Below are 16599 nucleotides of genomic sequence, written 5' to 3' on the forward strand. Positions count from 1 at the left end.
AAAGTAAAACAAAATTAATAATGATAATTCAGTGATTAACTAATTGCTGAATCAATTAACTATATCAAATTTCTGGTTTGGTATTCTTGAACATCAGTTAATATGAAAAATTTGGTATTTTCTGGCTATTTGAACTTACTCTGGCAGAGAAATAGATAACCCTTTATTTTATCAAAAAATATTTATGCAAGAGTTCTATTCCACTTCACCAACACCCCATCCGCAATCGCAATCCCCCACTGCGAAAACTTCGCCAGCAGTTTCTTGATCACAATCTGCAAAGCCGGATCATCCCAACACTCCTGCAAGAATTCAAAGCCCGGATTCTGCCCCGAATTCGCCACAACTTTGAGTTTCTGCATCCGCTCTGGTCGCATATTTGACCGCACAACTATGGCCTCATGCGACCATTTATCAGCACTAGGGGCAGGCGGGGCGGAAGTTTCATCCTCATTCACCGCTTTTACTTCTCCACCTGAAACTGAATTTTCAACTAACAACGAAGTGGGATTATCCTGTTCTACTTGCCCCTGTGTTTGATTAGCGATCGCTAAAGTTGAAGAAAATTCATTTTGGGCGACGGGCGCGGCGGAAAAAGCACCTCCATGACAGTCTCTCGGCTCAACACCACAATCTTGATTTTCAGCCAACAACGGAGCAGGTTGACTTGGTGCAGCACCCACAAGCGTTAGCGTCGTGCAGTCCATTGCCGTAGGCAAGTCTTTCTCTTTCTCTGACACGCCCTCGACAGTCTGAGGCGACGCGCCCGTCAAGGGCGCGTGAGCCGTCTCCTCAACTTGCGAAATGTCATTTAGCGTGTCAGAGTTACACCTCACAAACTCTTTTGTAGAGTTTGTGAGGTGTTCCTGAACAGTTCGTGAGGGTTCACAGAACCCTTGCTCTAGCTGACTTTTATCTGAAATAGATGCTTTATACGAAGCACGCATTTCTTCAGAGCCAGGATTCATCTCTGTATTTTCAGCATTTGCTTCTCGTTTTTCAGCATTTGGCTTTGGTGACGCAGAATTAGCCTTCTCCCAAAATTCTTTCATCCGACTGCCATGCAAATTTTTCACCATCCAGTTTGCAGTTTCCCGCCCATCTTCTATGGACTTGTCCGGCTTGAAAATAAACAACCCGCTTTCAGCTAGAATTTTCTTTGCAGAGATAAAAGTACTGTAACCCATCCCAGTAGAAAAGGGCATCCATCGAGAACCATAAGGGTCAGCCGTCCAGCACTCCTGCCACAGTTGCGTAACTGATGGTTTTTGCTGCGATGCCCACAGCATATCTTGTATGGGAATAATCACATGAAGTCTTTTATACGGGGATTCCTTCTTGCTAGCAGCAGCCTTTTTGGGTTTGGGACGAGTAATAGTTGCAGTCATTATACAATCTCCTGTTATGTTGACGCACGAAAATTTCCCCCTCTGTGATTGCGGGGCAAGGTACTTGTATTTAGTTGTCTAAAAAGTCACCGATACACTGAAAACCTATTGAGGCTGCCAGAATCGCAATTCATCTCGAAAATACCTGTCAGTCTTTTTCGATTCGTTTCGCCAATGATCCCAAGCAACTATCAACTCTTCCCCCAAGTCCTCTACAACTTCTCCCCTCTCCACATACAAAGTGCGATATGGATCGGCGTGGGCAACGATAGAACCAACTCCAATAGTGCGCGGTTGAAGGGATGCGTTCTGGAGAGCAGTAATTAATTCTGTTTCTTGGGTGGTCAATTCCGCCCAGTAGTCATGTTTAATCACCTCATACTCTTGCGCCACTGCCCAATAGTCCTGCCAGTTACACCCAGGTTTAGCTAGCACTGCCCTAATGTCGCTAACCGCTTGGGGTAGCATTGACAATTGCTCGGCTCGATAAGCGATCGCAGATGGTGTAGGTTCGCTTCCCAAGATTATCGCCGCAGCTTCAAGCGCTTGGGTATTGTTCATTGCACTGGCAAGATTCTTCAACGCCATACCCATCAGCCGCAGACATTCCTGGGCATTTTCCTTGGGTGGTTCCTGCGCCAGCGATCGCAGATCAATTGTCTTTTCTAGTGCTTGCTTCACCTGCTTGTTTAAAACTTTGGTCGCTTGCTGGGTCATGGTATTCCCCCACTGTTGCGAGGGACGTTGCTCTACAGCATTTTCCAAATCCTGAATACGTTGCTTGAGTTGTTGGTTTTCAGTCTCCAGCTTTCTCAACCCTTCCATTTCCGAAAGCCGTTGCTGCAACTGAATATTTTCTTCTTTCTGTTGCTTGAATAGTTGTTGCAGAGATTGGATTTGCTCTTGCACTTGTTCTTCTGCTTTGGCTGTGGCCTCTGTTTGCAAGCCAATCCTCAATTCTTGCTCTAGGCGCTCTAGCTCCTGTTTATGCTGTTCTTCAATAGCAGCGATCGCTTCCGTGTATTCTGGTGGATAGTTCCGCTCTCTGAAAAATGGAACGCTTGGGGCATCTAAATCAGCATTGTTGATCAACAATCTCTCGCCATCAGCAAAGGTGACAATCTGCTGCCAATGATTTGGTGCGTCTGCCTCAATCACTCCCGAATCCCCATACCTTGGGTGTGATTCTTGTGAAACTGTGACAATAGCTTTTTGAGGAACCACTGGTTCTTCAATTTTGGGAACCATTGGTTCCTGAATAGATTGCTTTTTGCGTGGAAGTTGAGGAACCACAATATTTGCAGCAGCCGCAAAGTCTGATTCGCCAGGGGAAGGATTATCTTTGAGAGCGATCACTACAGCTTGTTTTAGTTTCTCTGGTTCTTTAACTAAGCGAAGTAAAGGACGAGCCTGACGCTCATTTTTGATATGTCCGCCCAACTCACCAACTGCATCTATGACCTTTTTGGCTCCTAGCAGTTGGTTGATTCGTCGGTATCCACCCCAGGCGTATAATTCACGCTGGCAGTATTCTTCAAAGTTTTTATAGCCAGCTTGCAGGTAAAGCTGCTGTTCTCGCATCTGTAGGATTTCATCTACCGCTTGCCACTCGAATCGGTCGATGGCTGTGAAGGTTTCTTGGATGCTGGTGTTGAGGTTGTTGTAATCGAGTGCTGATGTTTCTTCTCTTTCTAGTGTCAGCATATTTCTTGCTCACTATGGTAAATGCTTGAAAGTTGAGGTGTTGCAGTTTAACCAAAGTGAACAGGGTAGCTGTAAGATGGATTTTTCCAAAAATGTGTCAGCATTATAGTTAGTTCACTTTGTGATGAATGATTTGAACGGGCGATCGCATTGCTTTGGTCGGCGGCGATCGCTTTTACTAAGCAGCAAGGGTAATAATTATTCAGGTTGATCGTTTTCTGCTCTATGATCAGACTGTCTCACAAGACAATCCAAGACTGGACTATACGGTCAAGCGCAGCACTACTTGTTCATTGAAATTTTGTAATCGAGTAACATCCGTTTTTAAGTTTCTCATTTCATTTTTGCCTAGCTTTTAAAGATAGTTTTATTTTAGCCTATACAAAAGAAATCATTAAACCCATAGTTAGTATATAATTTTTATAGGCTAGTTGCTAGGCTAGCCTATAGTGATAAATCCTGCCTTTATTTGGCAGGGATCTCATTAACTGCAAAACCCCCGAAGCTATGTTTCAGGGGGTTTTTCTTCATCTTCAATTTCTAAAAACTGGCGAATCCGTTCACGTGATAGCCTGAGTTGCTCCGAGGCGCTTCTCAGGCTGCTAATTCCCCCAGGATTTTCTCAGCACGTTCCTTAAACTCCTCAAGCTCTGCAACTTTCTTCTTGATGTTGTCAATTTCGTCGTCACTTCTTGGCGATATTCCTAAATAACTGTCGATGAACTCTAGTAGAAGCCTGCTAGCAGAAGTCCCACTCGCTTTGGCCTTTTTTAAGAAAGCAATTTTCTTTTCTTCTGGGATGCGAAAGTTCATTTGGGTTTCCCCTTCCGCAAGATTTCTTGGCATAGTATGTCCTTTTCTGCTCAATCATAGCTTTTAGCCTATACCTAATTCTACTCACAAGCCTAGTTCTTGCCTATAAAATAGGACTTTCACTCACTTTGCCTATATTGAGCCTATACTAAAGCTTGACAAGGGAAATCTTTTAGCCTATACTAAAGATAGCAAAACAAAAGACGACCGCTCTAGCCTGAGAAACTTACGCGATCGCCCTTTGTGAAAAACCTAACCCCATGTAGAGGCAGGAGATCCTCATTATGACGCATTCAACCTATATACAGCAAGCACCTTCAAGCTTCAAGCTAAATCAAACACTAGTTGCCGATGCCCCTCGCAGAGATGAACAAGCGCTAGCCCAAGCAGAACTCGACAACTATATCGAAACCCAAGCCGAAGCTGTAGCCCCCACCCAAGATCCTCTCACCAGCAGAGATCGCCGCATCATTGGCGAGATTACCGAAGTCGAACCCGAATCAGTGCGTACAATCTGGATCGAAGGCGGAATCACAGTATGGGTGCGGTTCGTAAACGGTAGCTGCTTGCCCTTTGACCGGGACTGGTTCGCAAAAAGAGTTGCAGAAGTCAAAGCGACACTTCCAGAAACCCCATTGGAGCGCAATGAACGCCTCAGCGATGAATTAGAAGAAGCTTGTGTCAAGTTCAACCTGTGGCATCCCCAGATTGATTGGTTATCCTTCAGTACTAAACTTTACCGAAATAATCAGCTAGTAGGCTACATCGGTTGCAATCTTGAGGGTTGGTATTCTAGACCCCGCACATACGGCATGAACAGATTCGCATCGAGTGCAGAAGAAGCGATTACGTTTTTGGGAGTCCGATCAGCTGTAGCAGCGTAACCACTGACATAAAAAGGGCGATTGCACATCAAGACAATTGTAATCGCCTCTACAACGTAATAGGTAACAAATATCACAATGGCATACACCACAGAAACTACACCCTCTCTTCAAGTAGCCGAGTTGGATGATTCACCAGAGAAAATTTTTCTACCGCCAACAGACCCGAATGCAGAGATTATCGAAATCCCTGGTTACACGCTCGTTTACGTCAATGGAGCCTGCCCCAGAAATTATCGAGTGTACAAAGCTCATTCAATGATTGGGGTGATATTTCAACACCTTACGCACTGGTCTAACGGAATGGATTCTCTTCGATACGCCGAGCCGGTTGATGCAGCAGTTGGACTAGACCAATTTATGAAGGTGGCAAGAGTATCAACAACAGCATCGGAACAATCGCCTACGGAAGAGGAATTACTCGACAAAGAATTTGACGCACTGACTCTTGACGAATGGGAGCGCTTGAAGAAATACTTGCCAACGCCAGAAACTAGCGATTTGGTAGCAGCTTAAGGAAAAAGGTGGGTCTTGACAGCCCACCTCCTCAATAAAACTATTTAGCTTCATAAATAATACCAATGGAAACCACAGAAATACTGAACCAGTTCAACACCTGCTACTCAAACATTCAGGCGATCGCTCAAGATGAAAACTGGCTTTTGTTGATTGCTGATCAAAAGATTGACCCAGAGGCAGCAACACACTTGGGTGATGTTCTGCACTATTTGGAGCAAGCGATGGGGTGCGTAGAAGAAATTATTGAAGTCAAGTTTAATCAGGATGCAGAAGTATGAAACTCTACGCAACAAGTATTCCTCAACTTTTGCCAAGTTGGGCAACTATTGTATCAAATAAAGCAGGTTTAATTGAGGTTGAAATCAATAAGGAAGACCCTGGCTTTCACTCAATAATTAAGGAATTGTCTACTGAAATTCAACCAGGAATTATTGGTGTAAAAGCTAGTGATTTATGTCAGATACTCAGCATTGAAATGATTGATACTAGCGAAGAGAATTGACAGCCAAAATTTAGTAACTCCAAACAAAATGAAATTCACCACTGTCTCTGTTAGCTACTCCAGAAAATTCAATCTTGGCGATTACGAATCGTTGGAACTAGGCTGCTCTCTCTGGGCGCAAGTTGAGGATGGGGAAGACGCTGATGGAATAACCCAATTCCTCTATCACCAAGCCAAAGCTTCAGTCAAACTTGCGGCAATGCCTGTGCTGAAAGCCTCAGAGTTTCAGATAAATAAAGCTAAGTCTAGTAAAAAAGTGTCTGGTGATATCAACGAAAGCGATTGGTAAAATGCGAGGAGCCGGACAATGCAAGAACTAATCAAAGCTTTAATAAAGGCAAAGTCAGAGTTTAATCCCATTCAAAAAGACGGTACTAATCCTCACTACAAGCGCAAATATGCAACACTAGATGCTGTATTGGATGCTGTCACCCCCGGACTCAGTAAACATGGATTAGTAATAATTCAAACTACTGAAATCTGTGAAGGTAAAACAACACTACAAACTCATTTGTTTCATGAGTCTGGAGAACGCATCACCAGTACTTATCCTCTACCTGAGATTGCTGACTCTCAAAAGTTTGGTGCAGCATTAACTTATGCACGACGATATGCGGTTTGTGCAATTTTATCGGTGACGGCAGATGAAGACAATGATGCTGAAGGCGCAACTACTCTTCAAAAGACTGAACAGCCACAGAATAACATTAGACCCCGTAAAGACAATCAACAGCCTAGAGTTCAGCCACCAAAACAAGCTGTAACTGCACCATCAATCAGCCCAAAAGATTTGCGAGTCAAAGAAGTTCGCACACTCTTGAATTATCCGTTGGATTTAGTCAAAGAGTGGCTGCATTCTCGAAATGTGACGAGTCCGAGTGAGCTTGATACTACCAAGATTGATGAACTAGTGAAAACTATGTGTTTGGCTTGGGCTGGTAATAAGTTTGGACATCCTGATCATGCTGCTAACTCTTATCAGAAACACGTAATCGATGCTGTATTGCGAGGTGTTTCTGAGATGGAAGCAATTCAAGCATGGATGGAAGGAGCGCTTGCAGAATTGCCTGAACTGAATTGAAACAAACATAGTAAGAATTCAGGAGTAAGAATTCACAAATCAGAATAGTTAAAAAATCAAATTAAGACTTGACAAATATCCGATTTTTAATAAATTTCTTATCTATTCTCGCTTCTGACTCCTGGCTCCTGAATTCTTACCAATCATTTCTTCTCATAACACCAATAGGAAAAATATCATGCCGAGAAAATCTACTCATCCTACCCCTATTGACCAGTCCTCACTATGCCTACAGTATCTCCGGCGCTGTGGAGGTAGCGCTCGATTGTGCAGTATAAACTTTAGTCTTAGCCTGATTCAAACACTGGTCAATCAAAAAAAGGTAAAGATTACGAATACAGGTACAGGTTTCTATGTTCAATTGGAGGAATCCAAATGACTAACCACAAACAAGTTGTTTACCAATCTCAATTAGACCACAAGAGTAAATTGGTTCTTCGCCGCCGTACTAAGAGAAGATTCAACCCCAGGATTTTCATTGAGCGCATCATAGAAACAACTGCAATTGTCTCTTTGCTCTTAACTGGGTTTTCAGGAGTCGGAGCAATGGCTTGCTGGGGGCTGGAGATTATTGAAACAAATGCTGACCCCAATATAATCATCTCTGGTTGGGAGCAACAGAAAAATATCTGCCTGGGTGCAATGCTGGTCAGTTTTTCTACTTTCTTGGGCAGTTCTCTAATCGGAGCAAGCCTCAGTATTCACCGAGATAAATTTTAGGGAGAGAAACGACAATGGAAATCAGATTAACCACAGCAGAGATTCGGACTATTTTACAAGGATGTCAATATACGTTGCGGCTTGTTGGGAGTACTAAGGATTATCGCAGGCTTCAATCGTCTGAGCATTTTTCTACATCAAACAATGTAGTGCTAAATGATGCGTTCAATGTTTTAGAAGAAATAGTGAGCGCAATTGATGACATAGAACAAGCCACTCAAAAGTAAACAAAAAGAATCTAAATTTAGAGGGTAAAGAAATGACGTTAACTCTGAATAATCGCTCTCAAAATAAAGAATCGTCCCTGACTCAAGCATTACGGCTTCTCCAACAGCTAAACTCCAAAATTGCTGTGTTGGAGCAGCAGCACCAAGATTATGTGCAGAAGCAACAGAATTTGATTAGTGCCATTGCCGAAATCTGTGTTTCTCCAATGCAGGAAATACAGGCGCTGCGGATTCTAATTTATCGGGGAGAAGCAGCTTGTCGGCAGTACTTGCGTTCGTTGCTAGTCAAACAACGTCAGACTTGAAAGAGTTTAGGCACTCATTGATTCCGGTTCTGTACGTGATATTTCCAAAACTCGCTGTAACCAATATGAAGTTTCAAGAGATGCAGATTGCTTTTGTTCGGCATCCGACCAAATGCTCTCCCAATTGAATAGCCAATTAGTCAGCAAACGAACTAAGTCAACTAACTCGCAGGCTCGGTCAATATCATCTGCCTTTACCATGTCGGGTACAGTCCACTCAATAAAGTACCGACTTTCTTTTACCAAAGGCAGCATCAAATCCCTTGATGAGTCTCCAACCCACATAGACTGAATTTGCGATAGATGATTTGCCAAGTGATGCAACCGAGTAGTCACATCATCTTGTGTAAAATTTTTCTGCTCTGGTGTCATTTTGATCATAAGTTTCCCAAGAACTCGATAAGAAGTTGAGCAACCCTTTCTCTAATATTAGGGTCTAAAATCTCCATTGACCTATTTTGCCGGGGACGAAGATTAACCATTGATTCAAAAATCATTTTCCCAGTCAAAGGCATAAAACTGGCAGCCCAAATATCTTGTTGTCTACTACCGTCTTTCAATAGCTCTTTTTCGCAATCAGCATGTAGATCGCCACCACCAACCAATACTTGACGCTCGATATCGACTGCGGTTTTGATGTAGAACTTGTGTTCAGTAAGCATTTGTTCTATTTGTTGAGCGGTGGCGCGATTACGTAATAGCAAAATCATTCAAATCATAACCTCTATCAGGGAAAGGCATTTTAATTATGAAACGAAATCAAGCACAACTAATTGCTGTAAGTCTTATTAGCACATTAACGGCAATATCTATCGGGTATTTAGGAGTGCAAATTTTTGGCAGAAATACAATGTACATAATTGCTACGGCTATGTTTGGGCTGGGTACTGGAGGAGCTATCGGTCAGATTTTGGTAGAGAAAAGGCAGCAGCAAGTAATAGTCTGCAAACCCAAAGATGGTGGGTGAGGGCTGGGAAAAGGGGAAAGGGAAAAGGGTAAGGGATTTAAAACCTTTCCCCCTTTCCCTTTACCCTTTTCCCCGCCAAGTGAACTTGGCGAACTAGTAGTACAAATACAATCAAAATAAGGATAGGAGTAATCGCATGGAAACTTCAAAAATCATTACTATCCCGAATCACTGGACATCACCAAAATACTCGTTAGGGCAAAGAACCAAGCAGGGGATGATTGTAGGGGTTCAGTATTGTCTATTTGAAAACTTGGTGGTTCCTGAACGAGACGGTTCATGGCGATATGCAATATTAGTTAGTGCCGAAGATGAACAGGTCGAATATATTTCGGAATCTGGGGTTCAATTACCACCTGAAAAAGAGTTGCGTTTGGAGATAGAAGGCGAGATTGACTTTTGCCAGCGCAAGATTGAGAACCTCACACAGTATTTAGAGGCGCTTTGAAAAATCGGCCTTTAATAAAAAAGCCCCAAAAGCCCGTTTTTTTCAAAATCTGACCAAGTGTGCCGCTTTGAGTTGTGACATCTCTACTCTTTACCCCGACAGGATTTGAGGCATTTTTAACCACTCAAAAATCAAGTCGAAAAACAAAACTGGCACAGAAAGCGGCATACTGAATTACTTCAAACCCTTAAAAGTATTGATGTGAATGAGTTTAAGACTATAAACGGCTGTGACACTACCAATATAAGGGTTTCGGGAAAAGCGGCCCAGTGACGCAACGAAATTATAGGGGTTGTGGACGTTGAAAACTGACACGGCACGGTCGATTTGTGACATCCAATGCCTTGTATGGGAAGACCCTTAGACATCTCATACCGAAAGCCAAATAAAAAGAGGGGTATTTGTTATACCCCCCATTTTTGCTTGTATTAAAACTATCTAAGCTGTTGCCCATTCGATCCATTGCTCAACTTCTGGGCGGGTTAATTTCTGAGATGCTTTTAAAGTAACTCGCCGTTTTTTCGCTCTGCGGTAAAGTGTTCGTAGAGATATTTGTTTACCTGTGACTCTTAGAATTATTTCAGGTAAATCTTTACCTATTACATTGGTGTAACAGGCGTTGTAAATTGCTTCTGCTAGATAAAACTCTACAATTTCATTTTCTGCAAGTTTGAATTTAACTTGAAATAGAGTGACTTTTTTACTCGGATCGGGTTTCTTCAAATAAGCTAAGGTTAACAACCATAGTGCTTGTTCCTTTACCACTTCCCTAGCGTACTGTGGAACTTGGCACAATCTTAACCATTTGCGCCAAGTACGCTCTGCTATGGTACGGCAGTAGACTTGCTCACATGAGGTTTTGAGCCAGTCTAAAGGGTATTTGTCCATAGCCATTTGTATTATTCCTCCGTGGGTATTGCTGATTCGTCTACTAAAAATGTTTCCCAGTCAACCGTTTCGATATCTAACACATCTTTCAATCCATTGTTTTTGAGTATGTCTGCAATTAGTTCACTAACCGTAGAGTGATTGATAGCTGCTTCTTGTTTCAAGTCCTGACAAACTTCTCGCCAATTCCCATCACTGGAAACCCGATCAATCAAAATTGCTTCTGCCATACGAGTTTTGCTTACTCCTCTGGTGTGTCCCCATAGAATCAGGCGTATCTCTTTAACTAAAGGAAGGTTAACGGAAAATCTTCGGTCACGTTTATCTGCCATATTTATGATGCCAATTAGATTCCATAATTATACTTTTTAGCGTCCTATTCCCTAATTTTAATGCTATATCAAATAAATGGATGCTAAAATAACACCATTACTTGCATAAATGGAAGCCAGTTGTGGAAAAGATTCAACAATTCCTTCAACCCTACAATATAGAAGCCACTGATGATGAAGTCGCTAACCTCTGCGCCCAAGTTAACGCTGACATCAACCAATTGACCGATCAACAAGCCCAAGCGATCGCTATTCAGATTCTTGAGCAAAGACAAGCAACCGGGAAACTTGCTACCAATAACAAGTCCAAAAATGGCAATGGCAAGTTAGGTAAAAACTCACCCCGCCGTAAATCCATTCCTCCATTGCAAGGAGCGATCGCTCACGCATCTCAGGTTTCAAACCAAGAAATTCAATCCTTAGAAGATGTCCTCAACGTCGGGATTGACGCTTACACAACTGATAAAGCAGACCAGTTGTTATCGACGATTCGCAATGCTCCCAAAGACGTGGTGAGTAAGTTTGTCTCTAAAGCGATGGAGGAGGAAGCTGACGTAGATTCCTTTCGTGCAATCGGTGACGAACTCGTTGCGGGTATTTTCGGCATTAGCCCAACAAATGCGACCGAATAAATTCATTGGATTAGCAGCAGTACTAAATCTGCTGCTATTAACCCTCGTTTTGGGCGTGGCAATATATGGAGCAACAAGACCAAACCCATCGCAAAGCATTAAATATTCACCTGAAGAAGGACGGGGAATTGAATCTGTCAGGGCTGACACTAGAAAATCTGACAACAGAAGAATTCCTGGTAGTCCAGCAAATTATTGATGAGTCGAGAGTGCGATCGCAGTCCAATAGACAGATTGAGGAATTGATGCAACGGGGAATGATGGCTCAAACAGCGATCGCAGCTTTTACTATATTGATGTTTTCGTTCATGGGGATATATGGCATAACCCGATATATCGGCTCACAAGTTCAACAAGTTCAGGAGAGTTATACAAAGGAGTCAGGAGTCAGAATTCAGGAGAACTGAATAGGTAGATTTGAAAAGTGAAAATTTAATGCTTTATAGTCTATTCATTCAGTACTACAATTCTTTATTCTGGCTTCTGGCTCCTGACTTCTGAATTCTTTAATTAGTAGTTAAAGGGGAGAAAGGAATGTTAGGAAAATGGCTTCCTGGTTTATTTGGTGGTAAAGGTGATGGAGTAGTATCAACGGATTTAAGAGTTGGGGATGCTACCCAAATTGAGGGTAATTTACCTTCATCAATCCGCGATCGCTACACATTGCCAGCTTACACCACTGCACAGCAGGTTCTTGATGAAGAAGAAGTGGCTGGCACTCTAAAAGCACAGAAGTGGTTGCACACTAAATTTTCCCGGCACAGGCTCAAGCAGTTGCAATCCTTGGCAGAGATGTATAAAAACCAACTGGCATATTCCCAAGAAGCCATGAAGGTTGAGGAAGATTTGCAGCGAACCAGGGGATTACATGGGGAGGCAGTGATCCGTCATGCCTTTGGTTCCCAGGAACAGCAGCGTCAACTTGGAGGATACGAGAAAGCATTTGATGAAGTGGGAGATAGTTTCAGGTTCTAGGTTATGCAAATCAAGCTCTTTCATATAGGATATGCAGTGTGCGGGGTTGGCTTTTCTATGTTTATGGGTTATTTATCGGTTGCCAGCCCCGTTAGTAAGTACATTCTTTGGTTTATCGGCATAATCTCTATCTGCTGCATATTTCTGGGGTTATTCAACTTTGGCGGTTTAGTCGTTAAAGGTTTTGGATTTAACCGCAAAACTTTTACCATCGGCTTGATGCCTGGAGTGATATTCCTGTTTGTCTTCTTGACTTTAGTTGCAGCCGGTGTTGCCTTGGGGGTGAGATAAGTTTATGCCATTTGAATTACAACGTCTAACTGCCAGTAGTGCCATTCATGCAGAACGGACTATCTTATGTAGTTTAGGAGCGAGTGCAGTTATGTGTCTGTCTGCTCCTTTTTTCTTAAATACTGACCGAATAACAACCGGGATGCTACTTGGTGCTGGAACGCTAAGTGCTGGCTTATTTGGGGTATCTGCCCAAATCAGCGAAGGCAAACAGAAAGTATACCGCTCTTTACAAGAAGCTGACCTGAAATCACTTAAAGCTAATTTACAAGGTGAGGCTGTTTATGATTATGTCACCACTGCGATCGCAGCCAAACGCAGAGTTGCTGACTATGTGAATCGGCTACCAGTGCAAGAGCGCCCCCGGTGGACAGCTGAATATCAATTGCAAGGTCTGGTAACTCTTCCAGAACCACCAGCACAACAATTACCCTCACCGGCTAGTATTCCCAATCCCGATATTGCTGATATTGATGAAGAATTTGTGCAGTCCGTGATTAATCCGGGTGCGATGAAAATTCTGCAAGCCCTAGCAGCAAATTATCCTGAGTACATCAGAATTGATGGTGCTTGGATTGATGAACTATGTGATGCTGCATCTAATCAAAATATGACTCTTCGCAGTAATCACCATTTTTACCTTTCTGGTGGTACACAGTCTGGCAAATCAACTTTAGCAGGGGTGATTATCAACAAAATTGGTGCAAAATCTCAAACACCAGCAATTGTCATCGGCAGCGATCCAAAGGATGATGTCACCAGATGGTTGTGCAAGTTCAGCCGTAAGTTTGACGGCATGAAAGAACTAAAAAACTGGATTACCTTTGCCACAGACCAAATTGACAAGCAGAAAGCCAGAGTATCAATTGTCGGTGGTGAATGTCAGGGCGTTCCCGAATTATTTCTTGCTCAAGATGAGGTGGACTCTGTATTTGGTGGTGGCAAGGGACTTCCGGGAATGGTTGATGCTGATACTGCCAAAGATTTGCAAGGTTTTTGGAACTATATCATCAAATTCACCGCCGGACTTAAAGGACATGGGGTGTTTATGGGCCAGTCCCCGCTCTCTGGAGAAACCGGATTTAGCCGTCCATCTCTGAAAAATGTTTGCTTTATTGCGATGGGGCAGACATCGAGTTATATCCTTGACCATCCACAAGACTTTGTAAACGTTAAAAAGGAGATTTTGGAAATCTTGCGACAGGCTTGCGAACTGTTAGATAAAGCCGGAGTTCGATATGCCCTGGTGATTCCCACTCGGTCTAATCCCTTTGTTGCCCTAATCCCGAAATTTGATATCAAAGGTCTGGAACAAAAACAGGATTCCAAACCGAATGGTGACACTGTTAATAGTTCTAAAAATAATCAGCAATCCTCACAGCAGCAGGTTGACTGGTATCAAGAAATTAGAAAATGGGCAACAGAATTAGGGAGAAGACCACATTTTCAGGAAATCAAACAAAAGTGGCACGAATTAACAGGGCAAGAGTTAAACGAAAAGGGAGTAACATTACTATTAGAAAATCTCGGCTACCCAGACAATTAAACTGGAATGCTCGGTATGGTAATCCCAAAGAGTACAAGAAACAAGTAGCAATCGCTCACCGAAAAACTCACAATTATTGTGTAGTCTGTCTGACTAATAAAAGTGAAGAGATTCATCACGCTTACTATGGCAATGACATTATTGGAGTATCAACATTTCCTACGTGCTACCGTTGTCATCAAGAGATTTGTCATAGCTCGATTAACTGGATGAAAAGCCGTAGTAATCCTGTTTGGGGTAATCGCAATACTGACGAATTTATTACGAGATTGAGGCTGGGATATCAGCTACTTTATGGAGGTGTTATTTGGTGATTAAGCTATTAATAAAGTATGCGCCTGACTCCGTTGTGGATGCTGTAAATGATATTTCTTTAGCAGAACTGGACAAGCGAGGTTTAATAGTCTGGACAGACGCACCGCCACTAGAGCCAGAAGCTGAAAACTCAGCATTTAATTTGGCTTCTCGTTTCACGGAAGTAACGCCTGATAATCTGCTAGAAGTTTTCATGACTATTGCTCAAATATACACTCTCCTACGGCGATTGTTTAGCCTTGAGATACTTGATGGAATTATCGGCAGAAAAATGCGGATTGATCGGAGTTTAATAAAATGTATAACGAATACGACAATTTAAGTTTTGAAGAACAATTACACTTGACTGAATCCCTTATCAGACAGCGACACAATCAGCAGATGTTCTTGCGCCGAAATACCCAACTGTTGCAGCAAGAATTGTCACTTGAAGCCGAACTTTTAGAAGATAATCCAGAGTTAGCCCAGACGATTCATTCTCTTAATATGCAGGAGATTCAGAGTAATCAGCGAGGGCTAGAGAATGTTCTAGGTTCAGAAGAATTAGCTTCAAAAGAGCAAAGTGTTTGGAGTAAGTTTTTTCCTGGTTTAGGAGGATGAATGAAAATTTTTAATATCAGAAATCGCCTCAGTTCATTAGTTAAACAAACAACTCAAGTCGGTATTGGTTTTTTAGTAATGCTATTGCTAACTCGTGGACAAGCATCTGCATTCGTAGTTAATTCAAGCACAAGTTTTAAGTATTGTATTTGTTGCCTATAGTGAGGCACGAAGGCAAGCGTTGGGCAAGAAATAATCTTCAAAACATATCAGCGTTCACTCCGTCAGCTATGTTTTATAAATGAAAGATTACAATTTATGTAAGAATTCAGGAGTAAGAATTCAGAATTCAGAATATTTAAAGAATAAAATAAAGACTTGATAAATAAATATCCTAGTTTTAATAAACTCCTTATATATTCTGGCTTCTGACTCCTGGGTACTGAATTCTTACCAATTTATCTATATGGATACTGAACGAGATTTCTTATTTTTCAACGAAAGAATCGCTACCAAATATAATCCCTTTTATGAAGGAGAGTATCTGGTAATCCAGACCTATCCCCGTGAGCATAAGTTAATAGTTGAGCATCGCACTTTTGATTACAAAAATGCCAAAAGTCATTGCGAACTAGAAAATCTAGCTCATGACTATACATCATTTTCTCTTAGGATTTTTCACGATGATCAACTGTGGAATGTTGATTATGAGGGCAAGCCTCAAAGCCTGAGCAAACAGCAAGATTGGAGAATTACCCAAGAATATCTAGAAGCTCACTACGATCCGCATACTGATGCTGAAATGGTCGTATGCCAATGCAGTTACCCCTATTTTTCGTCACTCACTACTCATATTAGCAACAGTGGTGAGTCCATGACTTCGTGGCAAGCGCTCACTTGTCTAGTTAGAGACTTGGGGCGAGATATTCAAACCTGCCCCAACTGTAATGCATCCTTAGTTCGAGCAGATGAATCGGAAGATGATAATTTTGATTTTGATTTTGATGACCAAGTTAGCCGACCAATAGCTTGCATCGGTTGTGCTAACTATCACGGAGTTGAGTATGGGGACAACGTGCTAGTCTGCGGTATACACCCGAATGGGTGGGATAACGAGAATTGCCCAGATTATCATCCATGAGATTGCTCCTGATTAGGACTCATGTGATACTTAAAATTGTAAAAAATTGACCTGCTCTCTAGTATGCCTTCTCGAAAAGCTGTGATTTGAACTAAAAAATGAGATTTTAACTCATGATATGCTTCAGAAATGAGTATCCAGTTTATAGTTCACTTTTAATATTCGAGTTTTTTTTATAATAATGATTATCGTTTAGGGGATAAAAAGACTGATAAAAGGGACGTTTGTATCAAACCTTCGGCTTGATTATCATTATTATTCAGCTACGATTTGAGTAGGCGATCGCCCAACAACAGAGCGATACCTGCGGCACACTTCGTGAACGCTTGTTCAATGAAATATTTGATTTTTACTCAGATATCTACTAAAACAAAAGTTTTG

General features: G+C 42.1%; 26 protein-coding genes. 19 read left to right on the plus strand and 7 right to left on the minus strand.

The window, feature by feature from the left end; all coding sequences use genetic code 11:
* Nucleotides 1-182: 182 nt before the first annotated feature.
* The 3 genes from IQ276_RS39250 to IQ276_RS39260 all read right to left on the minus strand — a co-directional run bounded on the left by IQ276_RS39250 (nt 183) and on the right by IQ276_RS39260 (nt 3905).
* A complete protein-coding gene (locus IQ276_RS39250; protein WP_193912992.1) occupies nt 183-1388 on the minus strand; it encodes a hypothetical protein in 1206 nt (401 codons plus the stop codon).
* Between the two features lie 105 nt (nt 1389-1493).
* Entirely contained in the window at nt 1494-3092 is a 1599-nt protein-coding gene (locus IQ276_RS39255; protein ID WP_193912990.1) for a hypothetical protein, read from the minus strand.
* Between the two features lie 594 nt (nt 3093-3686).
* Nucleotides 3687-3905 (minus strand): hypothetical protein, encoded by a 219-nt coding sequence (locus tag IQ276_RS39260; protein WP_229498518.1) that lies wholly within the window; start codon nt 3903-3905, stop codon nt 3687-3689.
* A 284-nt stretch (nt 3906-4189) separates the two neighbouring features.
* Here IQ276_RS39260 and IQ276_RS39265 point away from each other — a divergent pair, with 284 nt between their 5' ends.
* From IQ276_RS39265 to IQ276_RS39305, 9 genes are all read left to right on the plus strand, one after another.
* Nucleotides 4190-4789: a hypothetical protein gene (locus tag IQ276_RS39265; protein ID WP_193912986.1), complete on the plus strand. Its 600-nt coding sequence runs from the start codon at nt 4190-4192 to the stop codon at nt 4787-4789.
* A gap of 78 nt (nt 4790-4867) precedes the next feature.
* Nucleotides 4868-5305, plus strand: a complete 438-nt coding sequence (locus IQ276_RS39270) for a hypothetical protein (protein ID WP_228042768.1) — start codon at nt 4868-4870, stop codon at nt 5303-5305.
* A gap of 65 nt (nt 5306-5370) precedes the next feature.
* Nucleotides 5371-5586, plus strand: coding sequence for a hypothetical protein (locus IQ276_RS39275; protein ID WP_193912984.1), 216 nt, complete (start codon nt 5371-5373; stop codon nt 5584-5586).
* Complete coding sequence (locus IQ276_RS39280) at nt 5583-5810, plus strand: hypothetical protein (RefSeq protein WP_193912982.1); 228 nt, start codon at nt 5583-5585, stop codon at nt 5808-5810. The genes IQ276_RS39275 and IQ276_RS39280 overlap by 4 nt, the downstream gene beginning before the upstream one ends.
* A gap of 28 nt (nt 5811-5838) precedes the next feature.
* The gene (locus tag IQ276_RS39285; RefSeq protein WP_193912980.1) at nt 5839-6099 is read left to right on the plus strand and encodes a hypothetical protein; all 261 of its coding nucleotides are present in this window, start codon (nt 5839-5841) and stop codon (nt 6097-6099) included.
* Between the two features lie 18 nt (nt 6100-6117).
* Nucleotides 6118-6891 carry an ERF family protein gene (locus IQ276_RS39290; RefSeq protein WP_193912978.1) on the plus strand — a complete coding sequence of 258 codons (774 nt, stop codon included), beginning with the start codon at nt 6118-6120 and terminating at the stop codon, nt 6889-6891.
* Nucleotides 6892-7266: 375 nt separating this feature from the next.
* Nucleotides 7267-7611, plus strand: a complete 345-nt coding sequence (locus tag IQ276_RS39295) for a hypothetical protein (RefSeq protein WP_193912976.1) — start codon at nt 7267-7269, stop codon at nt 7609-7611.
* Between the two features lie 14 nt (nt 7612-7625).
* Nucleotides 7626-7838: a hypothetical protein gene (locus tag IQ276_RS39300; protein ID WP_193912974.1), complete on the plus strand. Its 213-nt coding sequence runs from the start codon at nt 7626-7628 to the stop codon at nt 7836-7838.
* A 32-nt stretch (nt 7839-7870) separates the two neighbouring features.
* The gene (locus IQ276_RS39305; RefSeq protein WP_193912972.1) at nt 7871-8143 is read left to right on the plus strand and encodes a hypothetical protein; all 273 of its coding nucleotides are present in this window, start codon (nt 7871-7873) and stop codon (nt 8141-8143) included.
* A gap of 6 nt (nt 8144-8149) precedes the next feature.
* Here IQ276_RS39305 and IQ276_RS39310 read toward each other — a convergent pair whose 3' ends face one another.
* Both IQ276_RS39310 and IQ276_RS39315 read right to left on the minus strand, forming a co-directional pair.
* Entirely contained in the window at nt 8150-8524 is a 375-nt protein-coding gene (locus tag IQ276_RS39310) for a hypothetical protein (RefSeq protein WP_193912969.1), read from the minus strand.
* On the minus strand, nt 8521-8853 hold the full coding sequence (locus IQ276_RS39315) for a DUF5674 family protein (protein ID WP_193912967.1): 333 nt from the start codon (nt 8851-8853) through the stop codon (nt 8521-8523). The genes IQ276_RS39310 and IQ276_RS39315 overlap by 4 nt, the downstream gene beginning before the upstream one ends.
* A gap of 38 nt (nt 8854-8891) precedes the next feature.
* Between IQ276_RS39315 and IQ276_RS39320 the strand changes: the two genes are divergently transcribed.
* The gene (locus IQ276_RS39320; protein ID WP_193912965.1) at nt 8892-9110 is read left to right on the plus strand and encodes a hypothetical protein; all 219 of its coding nucleotides are present in this window, start codon (nt 8892-8894) and stop codon (nt 9108-9110) included.
* Between the two features lie 136 nt (nt 9111-9246).
* Entirely contained in the window at nt 9247-9558 is a 312-nt protein-coding gene (locus IQ276_RS39325) for a hypothetical protein (RefSeq protein WP_193912963.1), read from the plus strand.
* A 438-nt stretch (nt 9559-9996) separates the two neighbouring features.
* Here the strand turns inward: IQ276_RS39325 and IQ276_RS39330 are convergent, their stop codons facing one another.
* Both IQ276_RS39330 and IQ276_RS39335 read right to left on the minus strand, forming a co-directional pair.
* Nucleotides 9997-10452 (minus strand): hypothetical protein, encoded by a 456-nt coding sequence (locus IQ276_RS39330; RefSeq protein ID WP_190882068.1) that lies wholly within the window; start codon nt 10450-10452, stop codon nt 9997-9999.
* Nucleotides 10453-10457: 5 nt separating this feature from the next.
* Nucleotides 10458-10778, minus strand: coding sequence for a hypothetical protein (locus IQ276_RS39335; RefSeq protein ID WP_190882069.1), 321 nt, complete (start codon nt 10776-10778; stop codon nt 10458-10460).
* Nucleotides 10779-10900: 122 nt separating this feature from the next.
* Here IQ276_RS39335 and IQ276_RS39340 point away from each other — a divergent pair, with 122 nt between their 5' ends.
* The 8 genes from IQ276_RS39340 (at nt 10901) to IQ276_RS39375 (ending at nt 16218) form a co-directional block, all read left to right on the plus strand.
* Nucleotides 10901-11410 carry a hypothetical protein gene (locus IQ276_RS39340; protein WP_190882070.1) on the plus strand — a complete coding sequence of 170 codons (510 nt, stop codon included), beginning with the start codon at nt 10901-10903 and terminating at the stop codon, nt 11408-11410.
* 65 nt (nt 11411-11475) lie between these two features.
* Nucleotides 11476-11817 carry a hypothetical protein gene (locus IQ276_RS39345; protein WP_193912961.1) on the plus strand — a complete coding sequence of 114 codons (342 nt, stop codon included), beginning with the start codon at nt 11476-11478 and terminating at the stop codon, nt 11815-11817.
* Nucleotides 11818-11944: 127 nt separating this feature from the next.
* Complete coding sequence (locus IQ276_RS39350; protein WP_193912959.1) at nt 11945-12385, plus strand: hypothetical protein; 441 nt, start codon at nt 11945-11947, stop codon at nt 12383-12385.
* 3 nt (nt 12386-12388) lie between these two features.
* Nucleotides 12389-12676 carry a hypothetical protein gene (locus IQ276_RS39355; RefSeq protein ID WP_012412919.1) on the plus strand — a complete coding sequence of 96 codons (288 nt, stop codon included), beginning with the start codon at nt 12389-12391 and terminating at the stop codon, nt 12674-12676.
* A 4-nt stretch (nt 12677-12680) separates the two neighbouring features.
* Nucleotides 12681-14222, plus strand: coding sequence for a hypothetical protein (locus tag IQ276_RS39360; protein WP_193912957.1), 1542 nt, complete (start codon nt 12681-12683; stop codon nt 14220-14222).
* 310 nt (nt 14223-14532) lie between these two features.
* Nucleotides 14533-14859: a hypothetical protein gene (locus IQ276_RS39365; protein ID WP_193912955.1), complete on the plus strand. Its 327-nt coding sequence runs from the start codon at nt 14533-14535 to the stop codon at nt 14857-14859.
* Nucleotides 14835-15137, plus strand: a complete 303-nt coding sequence (locus tag IQ276_RS39370; protein WP_193912954.1) for a hypothetical protein — start codon at nt 14835-14837, stop codon at nt 15135-15137. The genes IQ276_RS39365 and IQ276_RS39370 overlap by 25 nt, the downstream gene beginning before the upstream one ends.
* A 406-nt stretch (nt 15138-15543) precedes the next feature.
* Nucleotides 15544-16218: a hypothetical protein gene (locus tag IQ276_RS39375; RefSeq protein WP_193912952.1), complete on the plus strand. Its 675-nt coding sequence runs from the start codon at nt 15544-15546 to the stop codon at nt 16216-16218.
* The last annotated feature ends 381 nt before the right edge of the window (nt 16219-16599 follow it).

The sequence above is a fragment of the Desmonostoc muscorum LEGE 12446 genome, from assembly GCF_015207005.2.
Lineage (GTDB): Bacteria > Cyanobacteriota > Cyanobacteriia > Cyanobacteriales > Nostocaceae > Nostoc > Nostoc muscorum.